Source organism: Glycomyces rhizosphaerae, assembly GCF_042647865.1.
Classification (GTDB): domain Bacteria; phylum Actinomycetota; class Actinomycetes; order Mycobacteriales; family Micromonosporaceae; genus Glycomyces; species Glycomyces rhizosphaerae.
Map to the genome: position 1 here is coordinate 548,050 of NZ_JBHRWO010000021.1, position 20,050 is coordinate 568,099.

Genomic DNA, 20,050 nt, shown 5'->3' on the forward strand with positions numbered 1-20,050 from the left:
CTGAAGCACTTCCTCAAAGACGACGACCTCACCGTCCAGCAGCAGGCCGAGATCCTCGACCTCGCCGCGAAGCTGAAGGCCGACCGTCACGGCTACCCCGCGCTCGCGGGCCCCAAGGCCGTCGCGGTCGTCTTCGAGAAGCCCTCCACCCGCACCCGGCTGTCGTTCGACATCGGCATCGGCGAGCTCGGCGGCCACTCGGTCGTGATCGACGCCCAGGGCACCCAGCTCGGCCGCGGCGAGACCGTCGCCGACACCGCCCGGGTCCTCTCCCGGTACGTCAGCGCGATCGTGATCCGCACCTTCGGCGACGACCGCATCGAAGAGCTCGCCGCGAACGCGAGCGTCCCGGTCGTCAACGCGCTCACCGACGGCTGGCACCCCTGCCAGCTCCTCGCCGACCTCCAGACGATCGCCGAGCACCGCCCGCTCAAGGGCACGAGCGTCGCCTACCTCGGCGACGCCGCGTTCAACATGGGCAACTCCACCGTGATCGCCTGCTCCATGGCCGGGATGCACGTCCGCGTCGGCGCCCCCGAGGGCTACCAGCCCGCCGCCGAGGTCCTGGCCCGCGCGGCCGAGATCAACGCGGAAACCGGCGGGTCCGTCGTCGTCACCACCGACCCGGTCGAGGCCGTGACCGGCGCCGACGTCGTCTCGACCGACGCGTGGGTCTCGATGGGCATGGCCGACAGCGAGAAGCGCATCGATGAGCTCACCCCGTACCAGCTCAACGGGGAACTCCTCGCCCACGCCGCAGACGACGCGATCGTCCTCCACTGCCTCCCCGCCCACCGCGGCGAGGAGATCACGGACGAGGTGATGGACGGACCCCAGTCGCGCGTCTTCGACCAGGCCGAGAACCGCCTCCACGCCCAGAAGGCCCTCCTCGCCTGGCTCGTCGGGGACCGGTCATGAACCAGCCCACCACGAAGGCGGCCCGCCAGGCCCGCATCGTCGAGCTGATCTCGGGCAGCCCCATCCGCTCCCAGACCGAACTGGCGAACCTCCTCGCCGCCGACGGCATCGAGGCCACCCAGGCCACGCTCTCGCGCGACCTCGAAGAGCTCGGCGCGGTCAAGGTCCGCGGCACCGACGGCGGCAGCGCCGTCTACTCGATCTTCGCCGAAGGCGAACGGCCCCTTCGGGACACCGAGGTCGCCTCCGACCGCCTGCAGCGCCTCCTGCGCGAACTCCTCGTGGGCGCCGACCACTCCGGCAACATGGCCGTCCTGCGGTGCCCGCCCGGTGCAGCCCAGTACCTCGCCAGCGCGATCGACCGCTCCGGCCTGCACGACGTCATCGGCACGATCGCCGGGGACGACACCATCGCCGTGATCGCCCGCGACGGCGTGACCGGCGCGCAAGTGGCCGACCAGATGCTCCACTGGGCCGGCAAGGGGCCTGACCCATACGCCGCCAACGAGTCCGCGACTGCGAACGACGCCAAGGAGAACCAGCAATGACCGTGCAGCACAGCAAGGGGGACGCGGCGTAATGTCGAAACTGTGGGGAGGCCGCTTCTCGGGCGGCCCGGCCGCCGCCTTGGAGGCACTGAACGCCTCGATCGGCTTCGACTGGCGCCTCGCGCCGTACGACCTCAAGGCCTCGAAAGCCCATGCGCGCGTGCTCAACCGGGCCGGACTCCTCACCGAGTCCGAACTGGAGCAGATGCTCACCGCCCTCGATGAACTCGGCGAGGACGTCGCCTCGGGGGCCTTCACCGGCACCGTCGCGGACGAGGACGTGCACACCGCGCTCGAACGCGGCCTCGTCGAACGCCTCGGCGATCTCGGCGGCAAGCTCCGCGCCGGGCGCTCGCGCAACGACCAGATCGCCACGGACCTGCGCCTGTACTGCCGCGACCACGCGCGTGGCCTCGCCGCCGACCTCACCGACCTGGTCAGCGCCCTGACCGAGCAGGCCGCCGGTCTCGTCGACGCCCCGGCCCCGGGCATGACCCACCTGCAGCACGCCCAGCCGATCACCCTCGGCCACCAGCTCCTGGCCCACGCCCAGGGCCTCCTGCGCGACCTGGACCGCCTGCGGGACTGGGACAAGCGCGCCGCACTGTCTCCTTTGGGCTCCGGTGCTCTCTCCGGTTCGTCGCTGCCGCTCGACCCGGTGGCCGTGGCCGAGGAACTCGGCTTCGACGGCCCCGTGGCGAACTCGCTCGACGGCGTCTCCGACCGCGACTTCGCCGCTGAGCTGCTCTTCGCGTGCTCGATGATCGGCATCCACCTCTCCCGCCTGGGGGAGGAGGTCATCCTCTGGTCGAGCCAGGAGTTCGGCTGGGTCAAGCTCGACGACGCCTTCTCCACGGGCTCGTCGATCATGCCGCAGAAGAAGAACCCCGACGTCGCCGAACTCGCGCGCGGCAAGTCGGGCCGCCTCGTCGGCAACCTGACCGGCCTGCTCGTGACGCTCAAGGGCCTGCCGTTCACGTACAACAAGGACCTTCAGGAGGACAAGGAGCCGGTCTTCGACTCCCTCGACAACCTGGCGCTCCTGCTCCCGGCCGTGACCGGCATGGTCGCGACCATGAAGTTCAACGTGGAGGTCCCGCGCGCCTCGGCCCCCACGGGCTTCAGCCTCGCGACAGAGATCGCGGACTGGCTGGTGCGCAAGGGCGTCCCGTTCCGCAGCGCCCACGAGATCGCCGGGGCCTGCGTGTCCCACTGCGAATCGCGCGGCATCGAGCTGCACGAGATCGCCGACGCCGACCTGGCGGGCATCTCCGAGCACCTCGACCCGACCGTCAAGGCGGTCCTCGACGTGGACGGCGCGCTGGCCGGCCGCACGACCCCGGGCTCGACGGGCCCGAAGGCCGTGGCCGATCAACTCGCGCGGGTCCGTGAACAGATCGATTCCTGGAACGTTTGGTCACAAGCCAAGTAATCCGACGTAAGGGGCCCGCGCAGCAGCTGCGCGGGCCCTTTCGCCTACCAGCCGGTGGTCTCGATGACCGTCCGCTCGACGACCGGGGCGAGCGTCGCCGCATAGGTATTCGTCAGGTGCGAGGTGTCCCTGTAGACGAGGACGTTCCCGATCGCGGCCGGGCACTCGCCGTCGGGGCAGACGTACGGGGTGAGGTCGGCGAACGTCACGTTGCCCGGCACCGACACCAGGTCGGCTGTCGGGTCGGTGTCGTCGTGGCTCGGCTCGACGTCGAACACGCAGGCCCCGGCCCCGAGGCGCGCCACGCACTCCGGCACGGGTTCGGGGAAGCGCGGCAGGTCGCGCAGCGCCAGCACCGGGACGCCCCACTGGTCGAGCCTGCGCCACTGGTCCACGAAGCCCGGGTACGTGCGCTCGTCGTCGGTGTGGGCCCTGTCCGACAGCGCCACAACGAGGTCCGGTCGCTGCTCTTCCAGCTGTCCGAGCGCCCAGTCGTTCCAGTCGGCGCATTCGGGGTCGGGTTCGCCGTCCTTCTCCTCGGCGCCGGGATCCGAGGTGAACTGGCAGCTGCTCTTGGAGAACACGAGGAGCCGCCAGCCGTTGTCCGAGGCGGCCCGTTCGAACGCGGGGAAGTACTGGGCGACGCGCGAGGCGCCGACCAGCGCGATCGTCTGCGTCCCTTCGGGATCGCCGTGCTCACACAGGCGCCTGGCGCCGTCGCAGCTCTCCTCGCCTTCGTAGACCGCGGGAACGTCCTCGGCGACGGTCTGCAGCGGCGGGATGGGCGGGACCTCGTCCGGGAGTGATTCGGCGAGCGACGGGTCGTCGAGGACCGCCGCGCCGTAGTAGGCGTCCCCGTCCTCCAGCGCCTCGGCGATCTCGGCTTCGAGCCGCTCCTGTTCGACGGCGAGCTGCGCTTGGGCCGCACCGGCGGTGGCGATGACCGGGACCAGGAAAGCGGCGGCGATCGCGACCGACCAGCGGCGGCTGCACTTGCGGCTCGGCGCGGTCCGGTCCTCCACGAACCGCTTCGTCAGTGCCGCGGCGGCGATCGAGAGGGCGAGCACGATGAGGCCGCCGAGGATCGTGGCCGTGGAGCGCCCGGCGATGTAGAAGTAGCCGACGAGGATCGGCCAGTGCCACAGGTACAGCGAGTAGGAGTGGTCGCCGATCCAGCCGAGCGGCCGCCATGTCAGCAGTCGGTCGGCGCCCCACCTGCTGCCGGTCGTGCCCGCGACGACGACGAGGAGCGAGGCTCCGGTGGGCCACAGGGCGATCCAGCCGGGGAACAGCGTCGAGACCTCGAGCAGCGCACCGCACGAGAGCAGCGCGGCGAGGCCGACCCAGCCGAGCCCGACCCGCGCGCGGTGGGGGAGTCGCAGGTACGGCAGCGCGATCGCGAGCATCCCGCCGAGTGCGAACTCCCACAGCCGGGCCCCGGTGTCGAAGTACGCCCAGGCCTGCCGCTCGGCGGTGGTGACCACCGAGTAGGCCAAGGAAACGGCGAACACCGCAGCGCACGCGGCGAACACCGCGATGCGCAAGCGCGCCTTGAACTTCCGTGCGAACAGGGCCGCGACGGCGATGAGCGCGGGCCAGACCAGATAGAACTGGCCCTGAATCGAGAGCGACCAGAAGTGCTGGAGCGGGCTCAGCGGCTTGTCCTGGGCGACGTAGTCGACGGCGTTCGCCGCGAGGGCCCAGTTCTCGTAGTACAGGCCGGAAGCCACGGTCTGGGCCGCGACGTCGTAGAGCCGCGTCTCGGGGAGCAGCAGCCATCCCATGGCGAGCACTGCGATCAGGACGACGGCGGTCGCGGGAAGCAGGCGCCGGGCGAGCCGCGAGAGGAAGGTCAGCGGTCGCACTCGGCCTTCGCGTTCGACCATGCGCACGAGTGAACCGGTGATGAGGAACCCGGTCAGGAACAGGAAGACGTCGACGCCGCCGGAGACCCGGCCGAACCAGATGTGGTAGACGGCGACGAGGAGGACCGCGAAGGCGCGCAGTCCCTGAAGCTCAGGGCGGAATTCAGTTCTAGTCGGCACGCGAGGATTCTACGCAAAAGCCGCGAGTCAAAGGTTTTCCAGGGCTGCACCCGAGGTGAACAGCGAATGGAGGCTCGCTGACCGAACAGTCCTAGAAATCCGTGAAGTCCTGCCGGGCGTCGAGCTCCTTGGCGAGGCGACGGAGCCGCACGGCGGTGAAGACCGTGAAGAAGCCCCAGATGATGGCGAAGAACCCGATGGTCACGACCAGCGCGACCGCGCCTTCCTCCGGGTTGACGAGCAGGAGGACGCCCAGGACGACCCCGGCGAGACCGGAGATGATGAAGAGCCAGCGCCCGCCCGCATCGCGGGAGACCCCGAAGCCGCTGACGATCGAGCCGATGCCGGTGACGATCGCCCAGAACGCGATGACGTACAGCAGCGCGAGCGCGCTGATGCCCGGCCAGAGCAGGGCGATCAGGCCCGCGACGACACCGAGGACGCCCATTGCGATGAGGAACCCGCGCCCATAGGACCGCCGCGTGCCCATGACGATCGCGGTGACGCCGTCCACGATGGCATAGGCGCCGAACAGGATGATGAGCACGTACAGCGTGATCCCCGGCCAGAAGACGGCCATGGCACCGAAGACGATGGTGAGGACGCCCCGCACCAGCACCCAGGCCCAGTTCTTGGCGAGCAATTCGAGCACCGCGACCACCCCGTTCCACCTGCGATAACACTCTCAGCCTCAGGCTAGACCCAACAGGACTGAGGAGCGCTATTTCGGACGAATGCGACTGCGCTGCCGACCTGGGCGCCCGACCGCGGAAGCTGGCGTTCATCGAGACCGCCCGAGCCCGGTCCGGGCGCGCGCTTCGAGTTCGGCGACCAGTACAAGGTCGATTCCGGGCAACGAGCAGAGGAGTTCGAGGTCCTCGAGGAACTCGATGATCGCCAGGTCGGCCGGGGCGGCACTCATCAGGTCGCCGAGGATCTCCCTCGACGCCGCGGCCTGTCCCTGAGCGATCCGGCAGACGATGAGGTTGAACTTGTGGACCGCGTCGTCCGGTTCGGCCTGCGCCTCGGCCAGTACCAGTTCGATCGCGGCGAGAATCTCCCGGCGGTGCTGCTGCTCGTCGCCTTGGAGGCGCAGCACGCACGCTTTCAAGAACCGGGTCCAGCTGCTCGATGGATCGAGCTCGGCGGCGCGGTCGAGATCGGCCAGAGCCTCGGCGTACCGGCCGTTGCGGAGCTGAACGTACCCGCGAACGGAGATGGCCCACTCATAATCGGGGTCGAGTTCGATGGCGCGGTCGAGGTCGAGGAGCGCCTCCTCATAGTGGTTCAGGGCTTGATGGGCGTATCCGCGTTCGGCAAGGACCCAATCCGCACCGGGGTCGAGTTCGATGGCGCGGTCGAGGTCGGTGAGCGCCTCCTCGTAGCGGATCAGGTACCGGTAGACGCTGCCGCGCATGGCGATGGCCCACTGGTATTCGGGGTCGAGTTCGACGGCGCGGTCGAAGTCGGCGAGCGCCTCCTCGTAGCGGCCCAAGCTCCGGTAGACGCTGCCGCGCATGGCGATGACCACGTCGTCTGCGGGGTCGAGTTCGACGGCGCGGTCGAAGTCGGCGAGCGCCTCCTCGTAGCGTTTCAACTGCTGATACGTGCCGCCGCGCTGGGCGATGGCCCACTGGTATTCGGGGTCGAGTTCGATGGCGCGGTCGAAGTCCGTGAACGCCGCCTCGTATTGCCCGAGGGCGCGGTGAGTGGCACCGCGCTCGGCGAGGACCCAATCGATGTCGGAGTCGATCGCAAGTGCCCGGTCGAAGTCGGACAGGGCGTCCTCGTGGCGTTCCAATTCCCGATTCATGGAGCCGCGGAGGGCGATCGGTAGTCGGCTCTTGGGGTCGAGTTCGATAGCGCGGCTGTAATCCGCCAGAGCATCCTCATAGCGATCCACGGCTTCGTAGACCCGGCCGCGCTGGGTGATGGCCCAGGAGTAGTCGGGTTTGATCTCGATGGCGCGGTTGAAGTCGGTCAGCGCCTCCTCATAGCGGTGCAGGGATTGGTAGTAGGCCCCGCGCTCGGCAGAGGTCCACCCGTTCTCCGAACCGAGTTCGATGGCGCGGCCGAGATCGGCCAAGGCCTCCTCGTCGCGGTTCACGGATCGGTAGGCAGCGGCGCGCGCGGTGAGGTTCCAGGCGTCATCGGGGTCGAGTTCGATGGCGCGGTTGAAATCGGCAAGGGCTTCCTCGAAGCGTCCCAGGGACTGAAAGGTGACGCCCCGCTTCGCGATGGCCCAGGCGTAGTCGGGGTCGAGTTCGATGACGCGGTTGAAATCGGCAAGGGCTTCCTCGAAGCGTCCCGACTTCTCGTAGACGGCCGCACGCGAGGCGATGGCCCAATCGTTTCCGGGGTCGAGTGCGACGGCTCGGTCGAGGTCGGCGATGGCCTCCTCGTCACGGCCCATCAGCCGGTAGGTCTCGCCGCGTTCGGCGTGCGACTGCCCGTCGTCGGGATCGAGCGCGATCGACCGGTCGAAGTCGGTCAGCGCCTCACTGAAACGTCCCAGACCACGCATGATGGCGCCGCGCCGCCGATGAAGTCGGGGCCGATCGGGGAGGACGTTGACGGCCTGGTCGAAGTCGGTCAACGCGAGAGCGAACTGCTCTTGCTTTCTTCTCGCCTCACCGCGGATCGAGAGGGCGATCGCTTTGCCCTCGGGCCTGAGCTTGGCACGCTCGATGAGTTCGGTCAGCAAGGCGATGATGTCGGCCTCTTCGCCCTGGAGCAGTTCCGTCAGTCGTCGACCCCAGCCCTGCACTTGCTCGGAATCCGCGGCAGCGCCCGCTGATGTCAGCATCGCCGTCCACCGTCGGGCCAACGAGATGCCTTCCACCGTCGAGCTCGCCGCGAGCTCGAGCGCCGCGGCGAGCGCTTTGTTCGGTGCCGCGCACAAGCGGTGGTAGTGCTCCTCGATCAGCAGGTTCTGCCAGCCCGCGTCGGCCCAGCCGTCCTCCTCGGACAATCCGAGTGCGGCCCGTTCCGCGGTGAAGAAATCGGCGAGCCGCTGGTTCGTTTCACGCCATTGCTGCGGCGAGGTCGTGCGGGAGAGCCGCACCATCGGATCGCGGACCGCGTCGTGGTACCGCCAGTGCTCCGAGCTTCGCGAGACGAACGGCAGCAGGCAAAGCCATCCGAACAGCGTTTCGACATCCGCCTCGCTGCCGACGGCCGCGGCGAGGATGTCGCGATTGAACCTTCTCGGCAGTGCGCCCGTCTTCGCGATGTTCTGCCGCTCCAGATCGGGCTCCCACTTCAAGAACCGCTGCACCGCCCCTTCACTGGGGTCGAGCACACTGCCGGGATCCTGCGGGTTCTTCTCGGCCAGCGTCGCCATCCACATCGGAATCCGCCCCGACAGCCCGAGGATCACCTTCACCACGTTGGCCTCGGACACCCCGCGCCGAGCCAGGAAGTCTCGGGCCTCCTCCTCGGTGAACGGCTCGAGCGGGTGCGTGGCGATGAGGCTGCGGAGCGGCATCCACCCGCTGCTCGACAGCGGATGCTGTCCGCCGATCGTGGTCACCAGGTTCGCGGTCAAGTTCCCGAACCTGCCTCCGAACAGGTCCAGCAGCCAGGTCTCGAGGAACGGGGCCGTGCGCTCGAACGTGTCGAAGAACAGCACCACCGGCCGCTCCTCGGCCAAGTCGTTGAGCCCGGCGACGAACGCCTTCGACAGGACCTCGACCGGCTTCAGCAGCAGGTCGATGTCGGCCCTCTTGCTGAATCGCTGTCCCAGGTAGTGGCGGAGCCGGTTCAGCTGGTTGGCGACCGCGTCCGGGTCCATCACCTCGGCGGCCATCCCCGCCACGGGAACCGTCTTCATCATCGACATGCTCATCCGCACCGTCGTCGAGGTGACGAGGTCGCCGATGGGCGCTTTCGGGTCGCTCTCGAGCTCGTGGCGGCGCTGGCGATAGGTCGCCAACTGTGTCTCGAACCCGGGCATCCGCACTTGTTGGAGGTCGAAGTCCGCCGCGACCGCGGCCATCGTCTCCACGATGTCGAAGCAGTCCTCGTCGACGTAGGCGCAGACGGCGCCCTTCGATTCGGCCAGCCGCCGGTACTGCTGGGCGAGGAAGGTCTTGCCGACACCCGCGACACCGTGGAGGTTCACGATGAATCGCCGGTCGGGGTCGGCGAGGGGCAGGGCGAGGTTGGCACCGAATTCGGCCAATCGGGCGCCTCTGCCGACGAAGTCGTGCGGCTGGCGCTGCCGAAGCACGTCTTGCAGGCTCGGGATGTCGCCGGTCAAGTCGTCCACTCCTGGCGGTGAGAGGGAAGCTGAACTGCTGCCGGTCAGTCTATTGCGGCACCACCCTTGGCGCGGACCGGAAGGAGCCCGATCTCCGCGGGGCGTCGGGCCGAAAATCGCTTCGCCGGCGCTCCGCGCTTGCGTAGGCTGCGGGCGTGAGTGATGTGCTGCGCGGGTTCTTGTCCGATCCGGCCGCTTTGGCGGAGTTGAACCATCGGGAGGCCGCCGGTTGGCTGCTGGCCGACGGGTGGAACGTCTGCGGGGTCGGGGACTGGGCCACCGTGTGGCGTTCGCCCGACGGCGAGTTGGCCGCGCGGGTCAGCCCGTTCGAGCCGGCCTACGAAGTCTTCGTGCGGCTGTGCCGGGCGCGCCCGGGCAATCCGCTGCTGCCGCGCGTCGAGTTGGACTCGGCGCTGGAGGGCGGCGGTCGGCTCACGGTCATGGAGTTCCTGACCTCGACCGAGTACGACCAGGCCGCCGCGGTCTGGAGGCGCTGGGATCAGGCCGACCCGGAGGACCCGGTCGCGGCCGTCCGGAACGAGGCCGAGCGGCTGAACGCCGAAGTAGCCGAGGCGATCCCGTACTGGGGCGGCCTCGACCGCAACCCCGCGAACGTGATGGCCGCGCTGGACGGCGCTCTCAAACTCGTCGACCTGTTCTTCGCTCAGGGCAAGCAGATCTACGCCGAACTCCTCGAGAACCCCGCGGCGGTCCTCGCGGGCTTCCCCGCCGAACGGCGCCGGTACATGGCCGAGATCGGCGCGGTGGTGCGGTTGTCGTCCCCGGCTGAACTGGCCGAGTTCCGGTCCGCAGCCGGTCAATAGGGTGAGGCCCCGGCGCAGTGCCGGGGCCTCGGGTTTCCTTTGCGGTTCTAGCGGGTTGGCGCGAGTTCGCGTTCGGCCGGCCGCGGTGCGGTCTCGGGTTCCACGGTGACGTGGGGGAGGGCCTTGTCGAGCCACTTCGGGATCCACCAGGCGCCGCGTCCCATGACCTTCATGACGGCCGGGACGAGGAGGCAGCGGATCACGAAGGCGTCGATGAAGATCGCGACCGCCATGCCGATGCCGAACTGCTGGAGGAGGCGGGCGTCGTCGAGGACGAACGAGCCGAACACCGCCATCATGATCGCCGCCGCGGCGGTCACCACGCCGCCCGTCGAGGCCAGGCCCCGGCGGACCGCGTCGCGGGCGTCGCCGGTGCGCTGCCATTCCTCGCGCATCCGGGACACCAGGAACACCTCGTAGTCCATTGACAGGCCGAAGATGATCGCGAAGGACATCACCGGGACGAACGCCTCGACCGGTCCGGCCGGGATGCCGAACATGCCCTCCTGGAAGATCCACGCGACCACGCCGAGGCTCGCGCCGATCGTCAGCAGGTTGAGGATCGCGGCCTTGATCGGGATCAGGACCGAGCGGAAGACGACCATGAGCAGCAGGAGGGACAGGCCGACCACGAACAGGAGGAACAGCGGGGCCTTCTCGATCATGATGTCGCTGAAGTCGATCGCGGCGGCGGTCGAGCCGCCGACCAGCTGCGTGCCCTCGACGTCGTTCAGGACCTCGTCCCGCAGTTCGTGGACGAGACCGACCGTGGCCTGGTCGGCCGGGCCCGCCGTGCCGACCACCGTGGACATCCACAGGTCGTCGCCGATCGCGAACGGCGGCGAGGCCATCTCGACCGTGTCCATATCAGACATTGCTTCGTAGGCGGCTGCGGCCTCGGCCTCGGTGCCGTCGGTGACGACCATGAGCGGGCCGTTGAAGCCCTCGCCGAACCCGTCGGAGAGCAGGTCGTACGCCTCGCGGCTGGTCGTGCCCTCCGCGTCGGTCCCGGCGTCGGCGAAGCCCAGGCGCAGGTCGAGCAGCGGCGTCGCGAGGACCGCGAGACCGGCCGTGACCACGATGATCGCGAGCCACGCCCGCTTCTCCACGAACCGCGACCAGCCGATCCAGCGGGCGCCCGGCGCCCGCTTCGCCTTCGCGGCCTTCTTGCGCACGGACTTCTCGATCCGCTTGCCGAACAGCGCCAGCAGCGCGGGCAGCAGCGTCACCGACGCGAGCATCGTCACCAGGACCGTGAGCGCCACCGCGATCGCGACCGCCTGGAGCGAGCCCAGGCCGAGCGCGAACAGGCCCATGAGCGCGACGATGACCACGGAGCCGGCGAACAGGACCGAGCGTCCGGCCGTGTCGAGCGCCGTCGTGGCGGCGGCCTTGCGGCTCGCGCCGTTCTGGAGCTCGGAGCGGAAGCGGGCGAAGATCAGCAGCGCGTAGTCCACACCGACGCCGAAGCCGATGAGGAACATGATGGGCGCCAGGAACGTCGGCAGCGTGACCACATGGGACACCAGCATCGACAGGCAGAACGCCGTGCCCACGGCGAACACCGCCGTGATGAGCGGCAGGCTCGCGGCCAGGAACGACCCGAACATGAACACGAGAATGACCAGGGCCGCGAGCATGCCGATGCCCTCGGCCGCACCGCCGCCGCCCTCGCCGGCCTCGCGGATCGGGTCGCCGCCGAGCGCGAACGTCACGCCGTCGCCGGAGGCCTCCTGGGCCATCGGGATCAGTTCCGCCGCCTCAGCGGTGGTGCCGTCCCAGGTCGCGGTGGCGTAGCCGACCGTGCCGTCTTCACTGAGAGCGCCGTACTCGGCGAACGGGTCGTTCACGGCGGTCACGCCGGGCTCGTCGGCCAGGTCGGCGAGGAAGTCCGCGACGCGGTCCTGCTCGGCGGCCACATCGTCGGCTCCGAACACGATCTGGACGGTGGTCTCGTTCGCATCGGGGGCGCGCTCGTCGAGGAGGTCGGAGAGCTCCTGCGACTCGGTGCCGGGCATCGCGTTGTCGTCTTCGAAGGCGGAGCCGACCGCGCTCGACGCACCGATGGCGGCGGCGAAGATCAAGGCCCAGAGGAGGAGTGCGATCAGCGGGCGGCGCTGCGTCCAACCGGACAGGCGCGCCATCGCCGAGGGCTTCGAGGGTGTGTGTGGTTCCATGCCGACAACTGTCGTGGTCGAGGCCGCCTCTCCGCATCGTCTCAGCAGCGTTCATTGCCCTACGCCTCGGAGATCAGGGCTGCCGCCGGACGTACATCCCCGGTCGCATACGCGCTAGTGCGAGGCGCTGATGGCCTGGTCTTTCGCCTTGCTCCGCAATCACGCCAGGCCGCGCCGTCATCGGCGTCGTGCCGTCCGTACGGTCGCCTCGGATTCGTTCGGCCCCGGTCTGACGGAAGCACGCCGAAATCACAAGACTGCGTCATATCAGCTGAATGCGTGATTGAGTGGTCATTGCGTGCTCTTTGGAGCATCGCTCGAGACGATCGTCGTTCCGACATGGAACTCCTTGCCGGACGGCGGAAACGGGGGAACCAAATGAAGGCAGGCCTGCGGAGACTTCGGTGGCGAACGCTCACACCAGTGGTCGCCATACCCGCGACCGTGGGAATCGCCGCCGCCTTGACCTTGTCGTACCCAGGCGGCGCCCAGGCCCAGGAAGCGCCGGTCGGATTGGGGACGGCCGCCGATTTCTCGGTTCTGGCGGGCTCGACCGTCACCAACACAGGGGACACCACGCTGGAGCAGAGCCTCGGCGTCAGCCCCGGCAGCGCGGCCGTAGGCTTCCCGCCCGGCACCGTCGGCGGTGAGACGCATCTGGCAGACGGCGTCGCCGACCAGGCGAAGCTCGACCTCACGACCGCTTACAACGACGCGGCCGGACGCACCCCGTTCACCAATCTGGCCGCGGAACTGGGCGGCGAGACCTTGACGGCCGGGGTCTACCGGATCTCCGCGGCGCAGCTCACCGGTCAACTGACGCTCGACCTCGAGGAAGATCCCGAGGGCGTCTTCATCTTCCAGATCGATTCGACACTCATCACCGCGTCGGACAGCAGCGTCATCTTCGTCAACGGCGCCTCGCCGTGCAATGTCTACTGGCAGGTCGGCAGTTCGGCGACGCTCGGGACCGGGACCGACTTCATCGGGAACATCATGGCCTCGGCGTCGATCACCATGAACACCGGTGCGACGCTCGAGGGCCGCGCATTGGCGCAGACCGCTGCGGTGACGCTCGACACCAATACCATCACCGCGCCGGCTTGCGCGCCGACGTCCCCGCCGACGGACGGTCCGACGGACAACCCGACCGACGGCCCTGGTGGCCCTGGCGGGACGGACGGTCCCGGTGGCGGTTCCGGTGGCTCCGGCGGGGCGACGTCGTCCTCCGACTCTGACAACGACAGCGCGGGCTCGGGCTCAGGCTCGGGCTCTGGCTCGGGCTTGGGCTCGAATGATTCGGCCGGCGGTTCCGGGTACGGAGAAGGACTGCCCACCACCGGCAACGGAGTCTTGACGACCGTCGTGGCCGCGGGACTCGCGCTTATCGCAGCGGGTGGACTGCTCGCGATCTTCGCACGGCGCCGCGCACGACAGGATTGATCAACGCCGGCCGGTCCGACTGCGCACGGACCGGCTGCGCCTGAGCGCACCGGCTCCCGGCATCTCCGCCTTCCCCCGGATGACAGGTGCTCCGGGAGCCCTACTCTCGGAGTCGGGTCACTCGCCGTCGGTCCAGGTCGGGCGCACCAGGCCCGACTCGTAGGCCGTGACGACCAGCTGGGCCCGGTCGCGCGCCGAGAGCTTCGACATGATGCGGCTGACGTGCGTCTTCGCGGTCGCGGGAGCCAGGAACAGGGTTCCGGCGATCTCGTCGTTGCTCATGCCGGTGGCCACCAGCTTGAGGACCTCGGTCTCGCGCTCGGTGAGCGCGTTGAGCTTCGAGCTCGGCTCCGGCCGGGCGATGCGCCCGGCGAACTCGCCGATGAGCCGCCGCGTCACCTTCGGCGAGATCAGCGCCTCGCCCGCCGCGACCACCCGGATCGCGTGGATCAGCTCGTCCGGGTCGGTGTCCTTCACGAGGAACCCGCTCGCCCCGGCCCGCAGGGCCCGGTACACGTAGTCGTCCTCGTCGAAGGTCGTCAGGATCACCACTTTGACGCCGTCGAGCTTGGAGTCCCGGCCGATCCGCTCGGTCGCCTCCAAGCCGTCCATATTGGGCATGCGGATGTCCATGAGCGCCACGTCGGGACGGTGCCGCCGCGCCAACTCCAGGGCCTCGGCCCCGTCGCCCGCCTCTGCGACCAGCTCGATGTCCTCCTCGTCGCCGAGGATCGAGGCGAACCCCGCCCGCACCAGCCGCTGATCGTCCACCAGCATCACCCGGATCACTTGTCAACCTCCAGCGGCCACGTGGCCTCGACCGAGAAGCCGCCGTCGTCGCGCGGCCCCGCGTTGAACGTACCGCCGAGGCTCTCGGCCCGCTCGCGCATCCCTGTCAGTCCGTTTCCAGCCGCCTTGGCGCCCTTGGCATCCGCCAGGCCGTCGTCGAGGACCGCGACCGCCAGCGTCGAAGTCCCGGTGACCACTTTGATCTGCACCCGCTTCGCCTTCGCATGCCGCAGCACGTTCGTCAGCGACTCCTGCACCACCCGGTACGCCGACGCGTCGACCGCCACCGGCAGCACCGCGCTGCCGTCCACCCGCAGATCCACGTCGAGCCCCGAGGCCCGTGCCGCGTCCACGAGCGCCGGCAGCTGCTCCAGGCTCGGCCCCGGCCCCGTCGGCGAAGCCTCCCCGGGCTCGCGCAGTACCCCGACCATCGCCCGCAGCTCCCGCAGCGACGACTGGCTCGTGTCCGCGATGACCTGCAGGGTCTCCTCGGTCCGGAACTTCGGGTCCCGCTTGAGCTTGCGGAGCGCCGCCGCCGTCTGCACGTTGATGAGCGACAGGTGATGGCCGACCGCGTCGTGCAGCTCCCGCGCGATCCGCAGCCGCTCCTCGGCCACGCTCCGCTTCTGCGTCTCGGCAAGGGCCACAGTGGTTTCGGCCCGGTAGCGCCGGAAGTTCGCCACCACCGCCCCGATCGCCGGGACCGCGATGACCCACCCGCCGAGCATGAACGTCTCGCTCGCGGTCATGTGCGTGAAACCCGCGATGACCTCCGAGACCACGATGACCACGAAGGTCAGGCCCGCGATGATGCCCGCAGCGCAGATGTGGCCCAGTGCCGCGAGCGTGTACAGCGCGATGACGAACGCCAGGAGCATCGGCCCGTCCGTGGACGACCCCGGGTAGTACACGAGCGTGCAGGCCAGCGTGACGAGCGTGACCGTGAGCGGGTACGAGCTGCGCCAGAACAGCACGACCACGGTGATCGCCATCATCAGCCAGGCCAGCGGCTCGTTGAGCCCTTCGGTGTCGCGCATCTTCAGCGACCACGCGACGAGCGTCCAACCCACGACGATCACGGCGTTGACGAACCCGACGACGAGGTCGACCCGTTGCACGGCGAAGCGGTTCAGCACGCATCCCAGCCTAATGAGGAGCGCCCGTCGCGGAGCCGGGCGCTCCTCTGACGTTATTTCGTGAGGCCCGCGCGGCGCAGCGCCTCGGCCATCGCGCTCTCCGGGGCGGCCTGACGACCGCCCTGCTGGCGCGGCTGCTGCCGCCCGTTCCCCTTGCCGCCCTTGTTGCCTCCGCCGCCCTGGCCTTGGCCGCGGCGCTGGCCCTGCTGACCGCCGCCCTTCTCGGGCTCGTCCTCCAGCCGCATCGTCAGAGCGATCCGCTGCCGCTGGAGGTCGACGGAGATGACCTTGACCTTGACGACGTCGCCGGGCTTGACGATCTCGCGCGGGTCCTCGACGAAGCGGTTCGCGAGCGCCGAGATGTGGACCAGGCCGTCCTGGTGGACGCCGATGTCGACGAACGCCCCGAAGGCCGCGACGTTCGTCACGGCCCCTTCGAGGAGCATCCCGGGCTGGAGGTCCGAGACCTTCTCCACGCCCTCTTTGAACGTGGCGGCCTTGAACTCCGGGCGCGGGTCGCGGCCGGGCTTCTCGAGTTCGGCGAGGATGTCCGAGACCGTGGGCACGCCGAAGCGGTCGTCGGCGAAGTCGCCGGGCTTGAGCTTGCGCAGGGTCTTCGCGTCGCCCACGAGCGCGCCGATCGGCGCCCCGGTGGCCGCCAGGATGCGTTCGACCACCGGGTAGGCCTCGGGGTGCACGGCCGAGGCGTCGAGCGGGTTCGCCCCGTCGGCGACCCGGAGGAACCCGGCGGCCTGCTCGAAGGCCTTGGGGCCCAAGCGGGGCACCTTCAGCAGTGCCTTGCGGTCGGCGAAGCGGCCGTGCTCGTCGCGGTGCGCCACGATGTTCACGGCCACGCCCTCGGAGAGCCCCGACACCTGCGACAGGAGCGGCACCGAGGCGGTGTTCAGGTCCACGCCGACGGCGTTCACCGCGTCCTCGACAACGGCCTCAAGGGATCTGGTGAGTTTGGACTCAGTCAGGTCGTGCTGGTACTGGCCGACGCCGATGTGCTTCGGCTCGATCTTCACCAGCTCCGCGAGCGGGTCCTGCAGCCGGCGGGCGATCGAGACGGCCCCGCGCAGGGACACGTCCATGCCCGGGAGCTCCTTGGTGGCGTACGCCGAAGCCGAGTAGATCGAGGCCCCGGCCTCGGAGACGACGATCTTCGCCAGCTCGGCGGTGCCCGCGAAGGCCTTGATGAGGTCGGCCGCGAGGCGGTCGGTCTCGCGCGAGGCCGTGCCGTTGCCGATGGCGATGAGCTGCACGCCGTGCTTCTTGACGAGCGCGCCGAGGGTCGCCAGCGAAGCGTCCCACTGGTTCTGCGGCTGGTGCGGGTAGATCGCGGTGGCGTCGAGGACCTTGCCCGTGGCGTCGACCACGGCCACCTTCACGCCGGTGCGGAAGCCCGGGTCGAGCCCCATGACGGTCTTCGGCCCGGCCGGGGCCGCCAGCAGCAGGTCCTTGAGGTTCGCGGCGAAGACCTTCACGGCCTCGTCCTCGGCGAGCTGCCACAGCCGCATCCGCAGGTCGACGCCGAGTTTGACGAGGATGCGGGTGCGCCAGGCCCACGAGACGGTCTTCGCGAGCCACGCGTCCGCGGGCCGCCCGTCGTTCCGGATCCCGAACTTCGCGGCGATCATGCCCTCGAAGTCGGCCCCGTCCTCCTCCGACTCGCCCGGTTCCAGAGCGAGCGAGAGCGCCTCCTCCTTCTCGCCGCGCATGAGCGCGAGCACCCGGTGCGACGGGAGCGTGGTGAACGTCTCGGCGAAATCGAAGTAGTCGGAGAACTTCGCGCCCTTCTCCTCGGCCCCGGTGCGGACCTTCGAGACGAGCCGGCCCCGCTTCCACATGCGTTCGCGCAGGTCGCCGATGAGGTCGGCGTCCTCGCTGAACCGCTCGGTGAGGATCGCGCGGGCCCCGGCCAGGGCCTGGGCCGCGTCGGTGACCTCCGCCTCCGGGTTGAGGAACGCGGCGGCGGCGGTTTCGGGGTCCTGTGAGGGATCACTCATCAGGAGATCAGCGAGCGGCTCCAGCCCGGCCTCGCGGGCGATCTGGGCCTTGGTGCGGCGCTTGACCTTGAACGGCGCGTAAAGGTCTTCGAGCCGCGCCTTCGTGTCGGCGGCGTCGATCTGCGCGGCGAGCGAATCGGTGAGTTTGCCCTGCTCGGCGATCGATTCGAGCACCGCTTTGCGGCGGGACTCCAACTCGCGCAGGTAACCGAGGCGCTCCTCGAGCGCGCGCAGCTGCTCGTCGGAGAGGCCCCCGGTGGCCTCTTTTCGGTACCGGGCGATGAACGGGACGGTGGAGCCGTCGTCGAGGAGCGCGACGGCCGAGCGGACTTGATGGGAGCCGACCGAGAGTTCTTCGGCGATGCGTTGATCGATAGCTTGAGCCACGGGAGGATTCTGCCAGAGGGCTGCGACAACATGGGTCGAAGCCGCAAGGCCCGACCCCCCGGTGGACGCTCCGGCGAGCATTGGGTAAAGTTCTATCCCGTCGCCGGGGAACGGAAAAAGCCCTGGAAGACATGCGGACGTAGCGCAGTTGGTAGCGCGACACCTTGCCAAGGTGTAGGTCGCCGGTTCGATCCCGGTCGTCCGCTCGGAGCTCGAAAGAGCGCTATCCCGGACGATTAGCTCAGCGGGAGAGCACTCCCCTGACACGGGAGAGGTCACTGGTTCAATCCCAGTATCGTCCACCGAAGTGAAAGGCCCAGGTTCGCAAGGCCTGGGCTTTTTTCACATCATGGTGGGTTGTCCGAGTGGTTAGGTAACGGCCTGCAAAGCCGTGCACACGGGTTCGAATCCCGTACCCACCTCCATTCATATCTGTACGGATCGAAGCCCGGGCGACCGGGCTTTCTCCGTATCCACCGCATTCCCATTCCTTCGGTACTCGCATCCGCGGCGTCAACGCCGTGCCAAGGTCCGCGTCGGCGACGTATGGGCGTCGTAAAGCCCTGTAGGCATTCGCCGCAAGCGGGCGTTCACTCGGTTCTGCCGACCTCACCCCGGTCGGCCACGCGGCACGGGCCGCGCCCCCAAACCGAGAAGAGAAGGATCCGATGCCCGATCTCGCCTATCTGGCGCTGACGGCGAGGCGATGGGCGGCACGCTGACGGCGGAGGCCACCCCTGCGGGGGACTGACGATGGTGCTGGCGCTGCCGCGCCGTGACGTTGCGGGCGAGGACGAATGACCGATCAGCCGACGGGCGGGCGACCGCACCGGACGCCCGCGTCGACCCGGATCGCTCCGCGGCCCTTCGCCTCTCCCGCTTCTCCGAAAGCGGCACTCAGCGCTCTTCAACCGAGGTCGTGAACCCGCAGCGGCCCTTCGGTTCCCGCACCGCGAAGCCGCCACGTTCCCCGGTCCGGGCGGCCGGATTCCAGCCAGGTCGAGACGGCGCCTTCGGCCAGCTCCGGCGGGCATTCGGCATGCAGCGAACGGCCGTCGCGGCTCTGCCAGACCACGTGTGTCGTCCGGCGATCGTATCGCGCGAAAAGGGCCGGACATGAGTCCGGCCCTTTTGCTCTCGTACTGCCTACTCGGCTTCGGCCTCGGCCGCCTCGCCCTCGATCGCGGGCTCGACGCCCTTGATCGGGATGCGCTGCGCCTGCGGGGCCGGCTTGATCGCATTGGCGATGCGGACCGTCAAGATCCCGTCGACGACCTCCGCGCTGAGCTGCTCGGCGGCGATGCCCTCCCGAAGCGTGAACTCGCGGCGGAACGTGCCGCCGGCGAGACCCCGCACGAGGTAGCGGTCGCCCTCGGCCGCTTCGCGTTGACGGCGCTCGGCGGTGATCGAAAGACGGCGGCCTTCGAGCTCGACCGTGACGTCCTCGGGGCTCACGCCCGGGACCGCGGCGGTGACCACGAGGTCCTCGCCTTCGGTGTAGACGTCGGAGCGAAGCGTGTACTGGACTGAGCGCTGGCCGAAACCGGCCCGGGCCAGGCGCTCGAACTCGCGGTCGAGCTGCCGGAAGGCCGCGTAAGGGTGCTGGTAGCGAACGATCATGGTGGCTGTCTCCTTCCTCAGGATTAGCACTCGGTGGTGGAGAGTGCTAACGACCTATACGACGCCCGCCCGGATCTGAATATTTCAGCCGTGGCCCGGATCACGCCGCTTCGGAGCGCAATCGCAGGTCCCAGACCTGGTTCACCAGGATCGTCCTTGCCGGACATCCGCACCGGCTGCTCGCTCGCCGGCCCGAAGCCCTCCTCCTCGTACAGCCGCCGGCCGCGCCCGGGATGCCCATGGTCCACAGGGCCATCGAGCGGTACCCGGTCTCGCGGGCGAAGTCGACGCACCGGCGATCCAGCCGAGGTCGCCCGGCCGCAGTCCGCGCAGTCGCGGTGTGTCCATGAAAGCCTCCGGTGTCCGTTCGGGCTCGGTCTTCCGCGCTGTGCACGCCGGTCCCACCAGGCAAGAGCGGCACGGTAACCCCGTTGCGGAACCGCTGCCGAGACCGCAGAATG

General features: G+C 69.2%; 13 protein-coding genes and 3 tRNA genes. 8 read left to right on the forward strand and 8 right to left on the reverse strand.

Annotated elements, in window-relative coordinates; genetic code table 11:
* From argF to argH, 3 genes are read left to right on the forward strand one after another with little or no spacing between them, the layout of a single operon-like run.
* A complete protein-coding gene (gene argF, locus ACFO8M_RS22875) occupies positions 1–918 on the forward strand; it encodes an ornithine carbamoyltransferase (RefSeq protein ID WP_387980794.1) in 918 nt (305 codons plus the stop codon).
* A complete protein-coding gene (locus ACFO8M_RS22880) occupies positions 915–1,466 on the forward strand; it encodes an arginine repressor (protein ID WP_387979912.1) in 552 nt (183 codons plus the stop codon). Before argF ends, ACFO8M_RS22880 begins: the two co-directional genes overlap by 4 nt.
* Positions 1,467–1,497: 31 nt before the next feature.
* Positions 1,498–2,898, forward strand: coding sequence for an argininosuccinate lyase (gene argH, locus ACFO8M_RS22885; protein WP_387979914.1), 1,401 nt, complete (start codon positions 1,498–1,500; stop codon positions 2,896–2,898).
* 44 nt (positions 2,899–2,942) lie between these two features.
* On the opposite strand, the gene ACFO8M_RS22890 is transcribed toward argH, so the two are convergent.
* The 3 genes from ACFO8M_RS22890 to ACFO8M_RS22900 all read right to left on the reverse strand — a co-directional run bounded on the left by ACFO8M_RS22890 (position 2,943) and on the right by ACFO8M_RS22900 (position 9,204).
* The gene (locus ACFO8M_RS22890; RefSeq protein WP_387979916.1) at positions 2,943–4,943 is read right to left on the reverse strand and encodes an acyltransferase family protein; all 2,001 of its coding nucleotides are present in this window, start codon (positions 4,941–4,943) and stop codon (positions 2,943–2,945) included.
* Positions 4,944–5,034: 91 nt separating this feature from the next.
* Positions 5,035–5,595, reverse strand: a complete 561-nt coding sequence (locus ACFO8M_RS22895) for an HdeD family acid-resistance protein (RefSeq protein WP_387979917.1) — start codon at positions 5,593–5,595, stop codon at positions 5,035–5,037.
* A 129-nt stretch (positions 5,596–5,724) separates the two neighbouring features.
* Positions 5,725–9,204 carry a tetratricopeptide repeat protein gene (locus tag ACFO8M_RS22900; protein WP_387979919.1) on the reverse strand — a complete coding sequence of 1,160 codons (3,480 nt, stop codon included), beginning with the start codon at positions 9,202–9,204 and terminating at the stop codon, positions 5,725–5,727.
* Positions 9,205–9,359: 155 nt separating this feature from the next.
* Here ACFO8M_RS22900 and ACFO8M_RS22905 point away from each other — a divergent pair, with 155 nt between their 5' ends.
* Positions 9,360–10,028 carry a hypothetical protein gene (locus tag ACFO8M_RS22905; protein WP_387979921.1) on the forward strand — a complete coding sequence of 223 codons (669 nt, stop codon included), beginning with the start codon at positions 9,360–9,362 and terminating at the stop codon, positions 10,026–10,028.
* Between the two features lie 47 nt (positions 10,029–10,075).
* Here ACFO8M_RS22905 and ACFO8M_RS22910 read toward each other — a convergent pair whose 3' ends face one another.
* Positions 10,076–12,205 carry an MMPL family transporter gene (locus tag ACFO8M_RS22910; protein ID WP_387979923.1) on the reverse strand — a complete coding sequence of 710 codons (2,130 nt, stop codon included), beginning with the start codon at positions 12,203–12,205 and terminating at the stop codon, positions 10,076–10,078.
* Between the two features lie 423 nt (positions 12,206–12,628).
* Between ACFO8M_RS22910 and ACFO8M_RS22915 the strand changes: the two genes are divergently transcribed.
* Entirely contained in the window at positions 12,629–13,648 is a 1,020-nt protein-coding gene (locus ACFO8M_RS22915) for an ice-binding family protein (RefSeq protein ID WP_387979924.1), read from the forward strand.
* A 117-nt stretch (positions 13,649–13,765) separates the two neighbouring features.
* On the opposite strand, the gene ACFO8M_RS22920 is transcribed toward ACFO8M_RS22915, so the two are convergent.
* Genes ACFO8M_RS22920 through ACFO8M_RS22930 form a run of 3 tightly spaced genes read right to left on the reverse strand, consistent with a single transcriptional unit; the run spans position 13,766 to position 17,969 of the window.
* A complete protein-coding gene (locus ACFO8M_RS22920) occupies positions 13,766–14,437 on the reverse strand; it encodes a response regulator (protein WP_387979925.1) in 672 nt (223 codons plus the stop codon).
* A complete protein-coding gene (locus ACFO8M_RS22925) occupies positions 14,434–15,573 on the reverse strand; it encodes a sensor histidine kinase (protein WP_387979926.1) in 1,140 nt (379 codons plus the stop codon). The genes ACFO8M_RS22920 and ACFO8M_RS22925 overlap by 4 nt, the downstream gene beginning before the upstream one ends.
* A gap of 53 nt (positions 15,574–15,626) precedes the next feature.
* Positions 15,627–17,969, reverse strand: a complete 2,343-nt coding sequence (locus ACFO8M_RS22930; protein ID WP_387979927.1) for a Tex family protein — start codon at positions 17,967–17,969, stop codon at positions 15,627–15,629.
* Between the two features lie 133 nt (positions 17,970–18,102).
* On the opposite strand from ACFO8M_RS22930, the gene ACFO8M_RS22935 reads away from it, so the two are divergent.
* The 3 genes from ACFO8M_RS22935 (at position 18,103) to ACFO8M_RS22945 (ending at position 18,394) form a co-directional block, all read left to right on the forward strand.
* A tRNA-Gly gene (locus ACFO8M_RS22935) sits at positions 18,103–18,175 on the forward strand.
* 24 nt (positions 18,176–18,199) lie between these two features.
* A tRNA-Val gene (locus tag ACFO8M_RS22940) sits at positions 18,200–18,271 on the forward strand.
* Positions 18,272–18,320: 49 nt separating this feature from the next.
* Positions 18,321–18,394, forward strand: a tRNA-Cys gene (locus ACFO8M_RS22945).
* A gap of 721 nt (positions 18,395–19,115) precedes the next feature.
* On the opposite strand, the gene ACFO8M_RS22950 is transcribed toward ACFO8M_RS22945, so the two are convergent.
* Positions 19,116–19,589, reverse strand: a complete 474-nt coding sequence (locus tag ACFO8M_RS22950) for an Hsp20/alpha crystallin family protein (protein ID WP_387979928.1) — start codon at positions 19,587–19,589, stop codon at positions 19,116–19,118.
* Positions 19,590–20,050 lie beyond the last annotated feature (461 nt).

Coding starts and splice junctions, on each gene's coding strand:
- ACFO8M_RS22880 (WP_387979912.1), top strand. CDS start 915: ATGAACCAGCCCACCACGAAGGCGGCCCGCCAGGCCCGCATCGTCGAG.
- argH (WP_387979914.1), top strand. CDS start 1,498: ATGTCGAAACTGTGGGGAGGCCGCTTCTCGGGCGGCCCGGCCGCCGCC.
- ACFO8M_RS22910 (WP_387979923.1), bottom strand. CDS start 12,205: ATGGAACCACACACACCCTCGAAGCCCTCGGCGATGGCGCGCCTGTCC.
- ACFO8M_RS22950 (WP_387979928.1), bottom strand. CDS start 19,589: ATGATCGTTCGCTACCAGCACCCTTACGCGGCCTTCCGGCAGCTCGAC.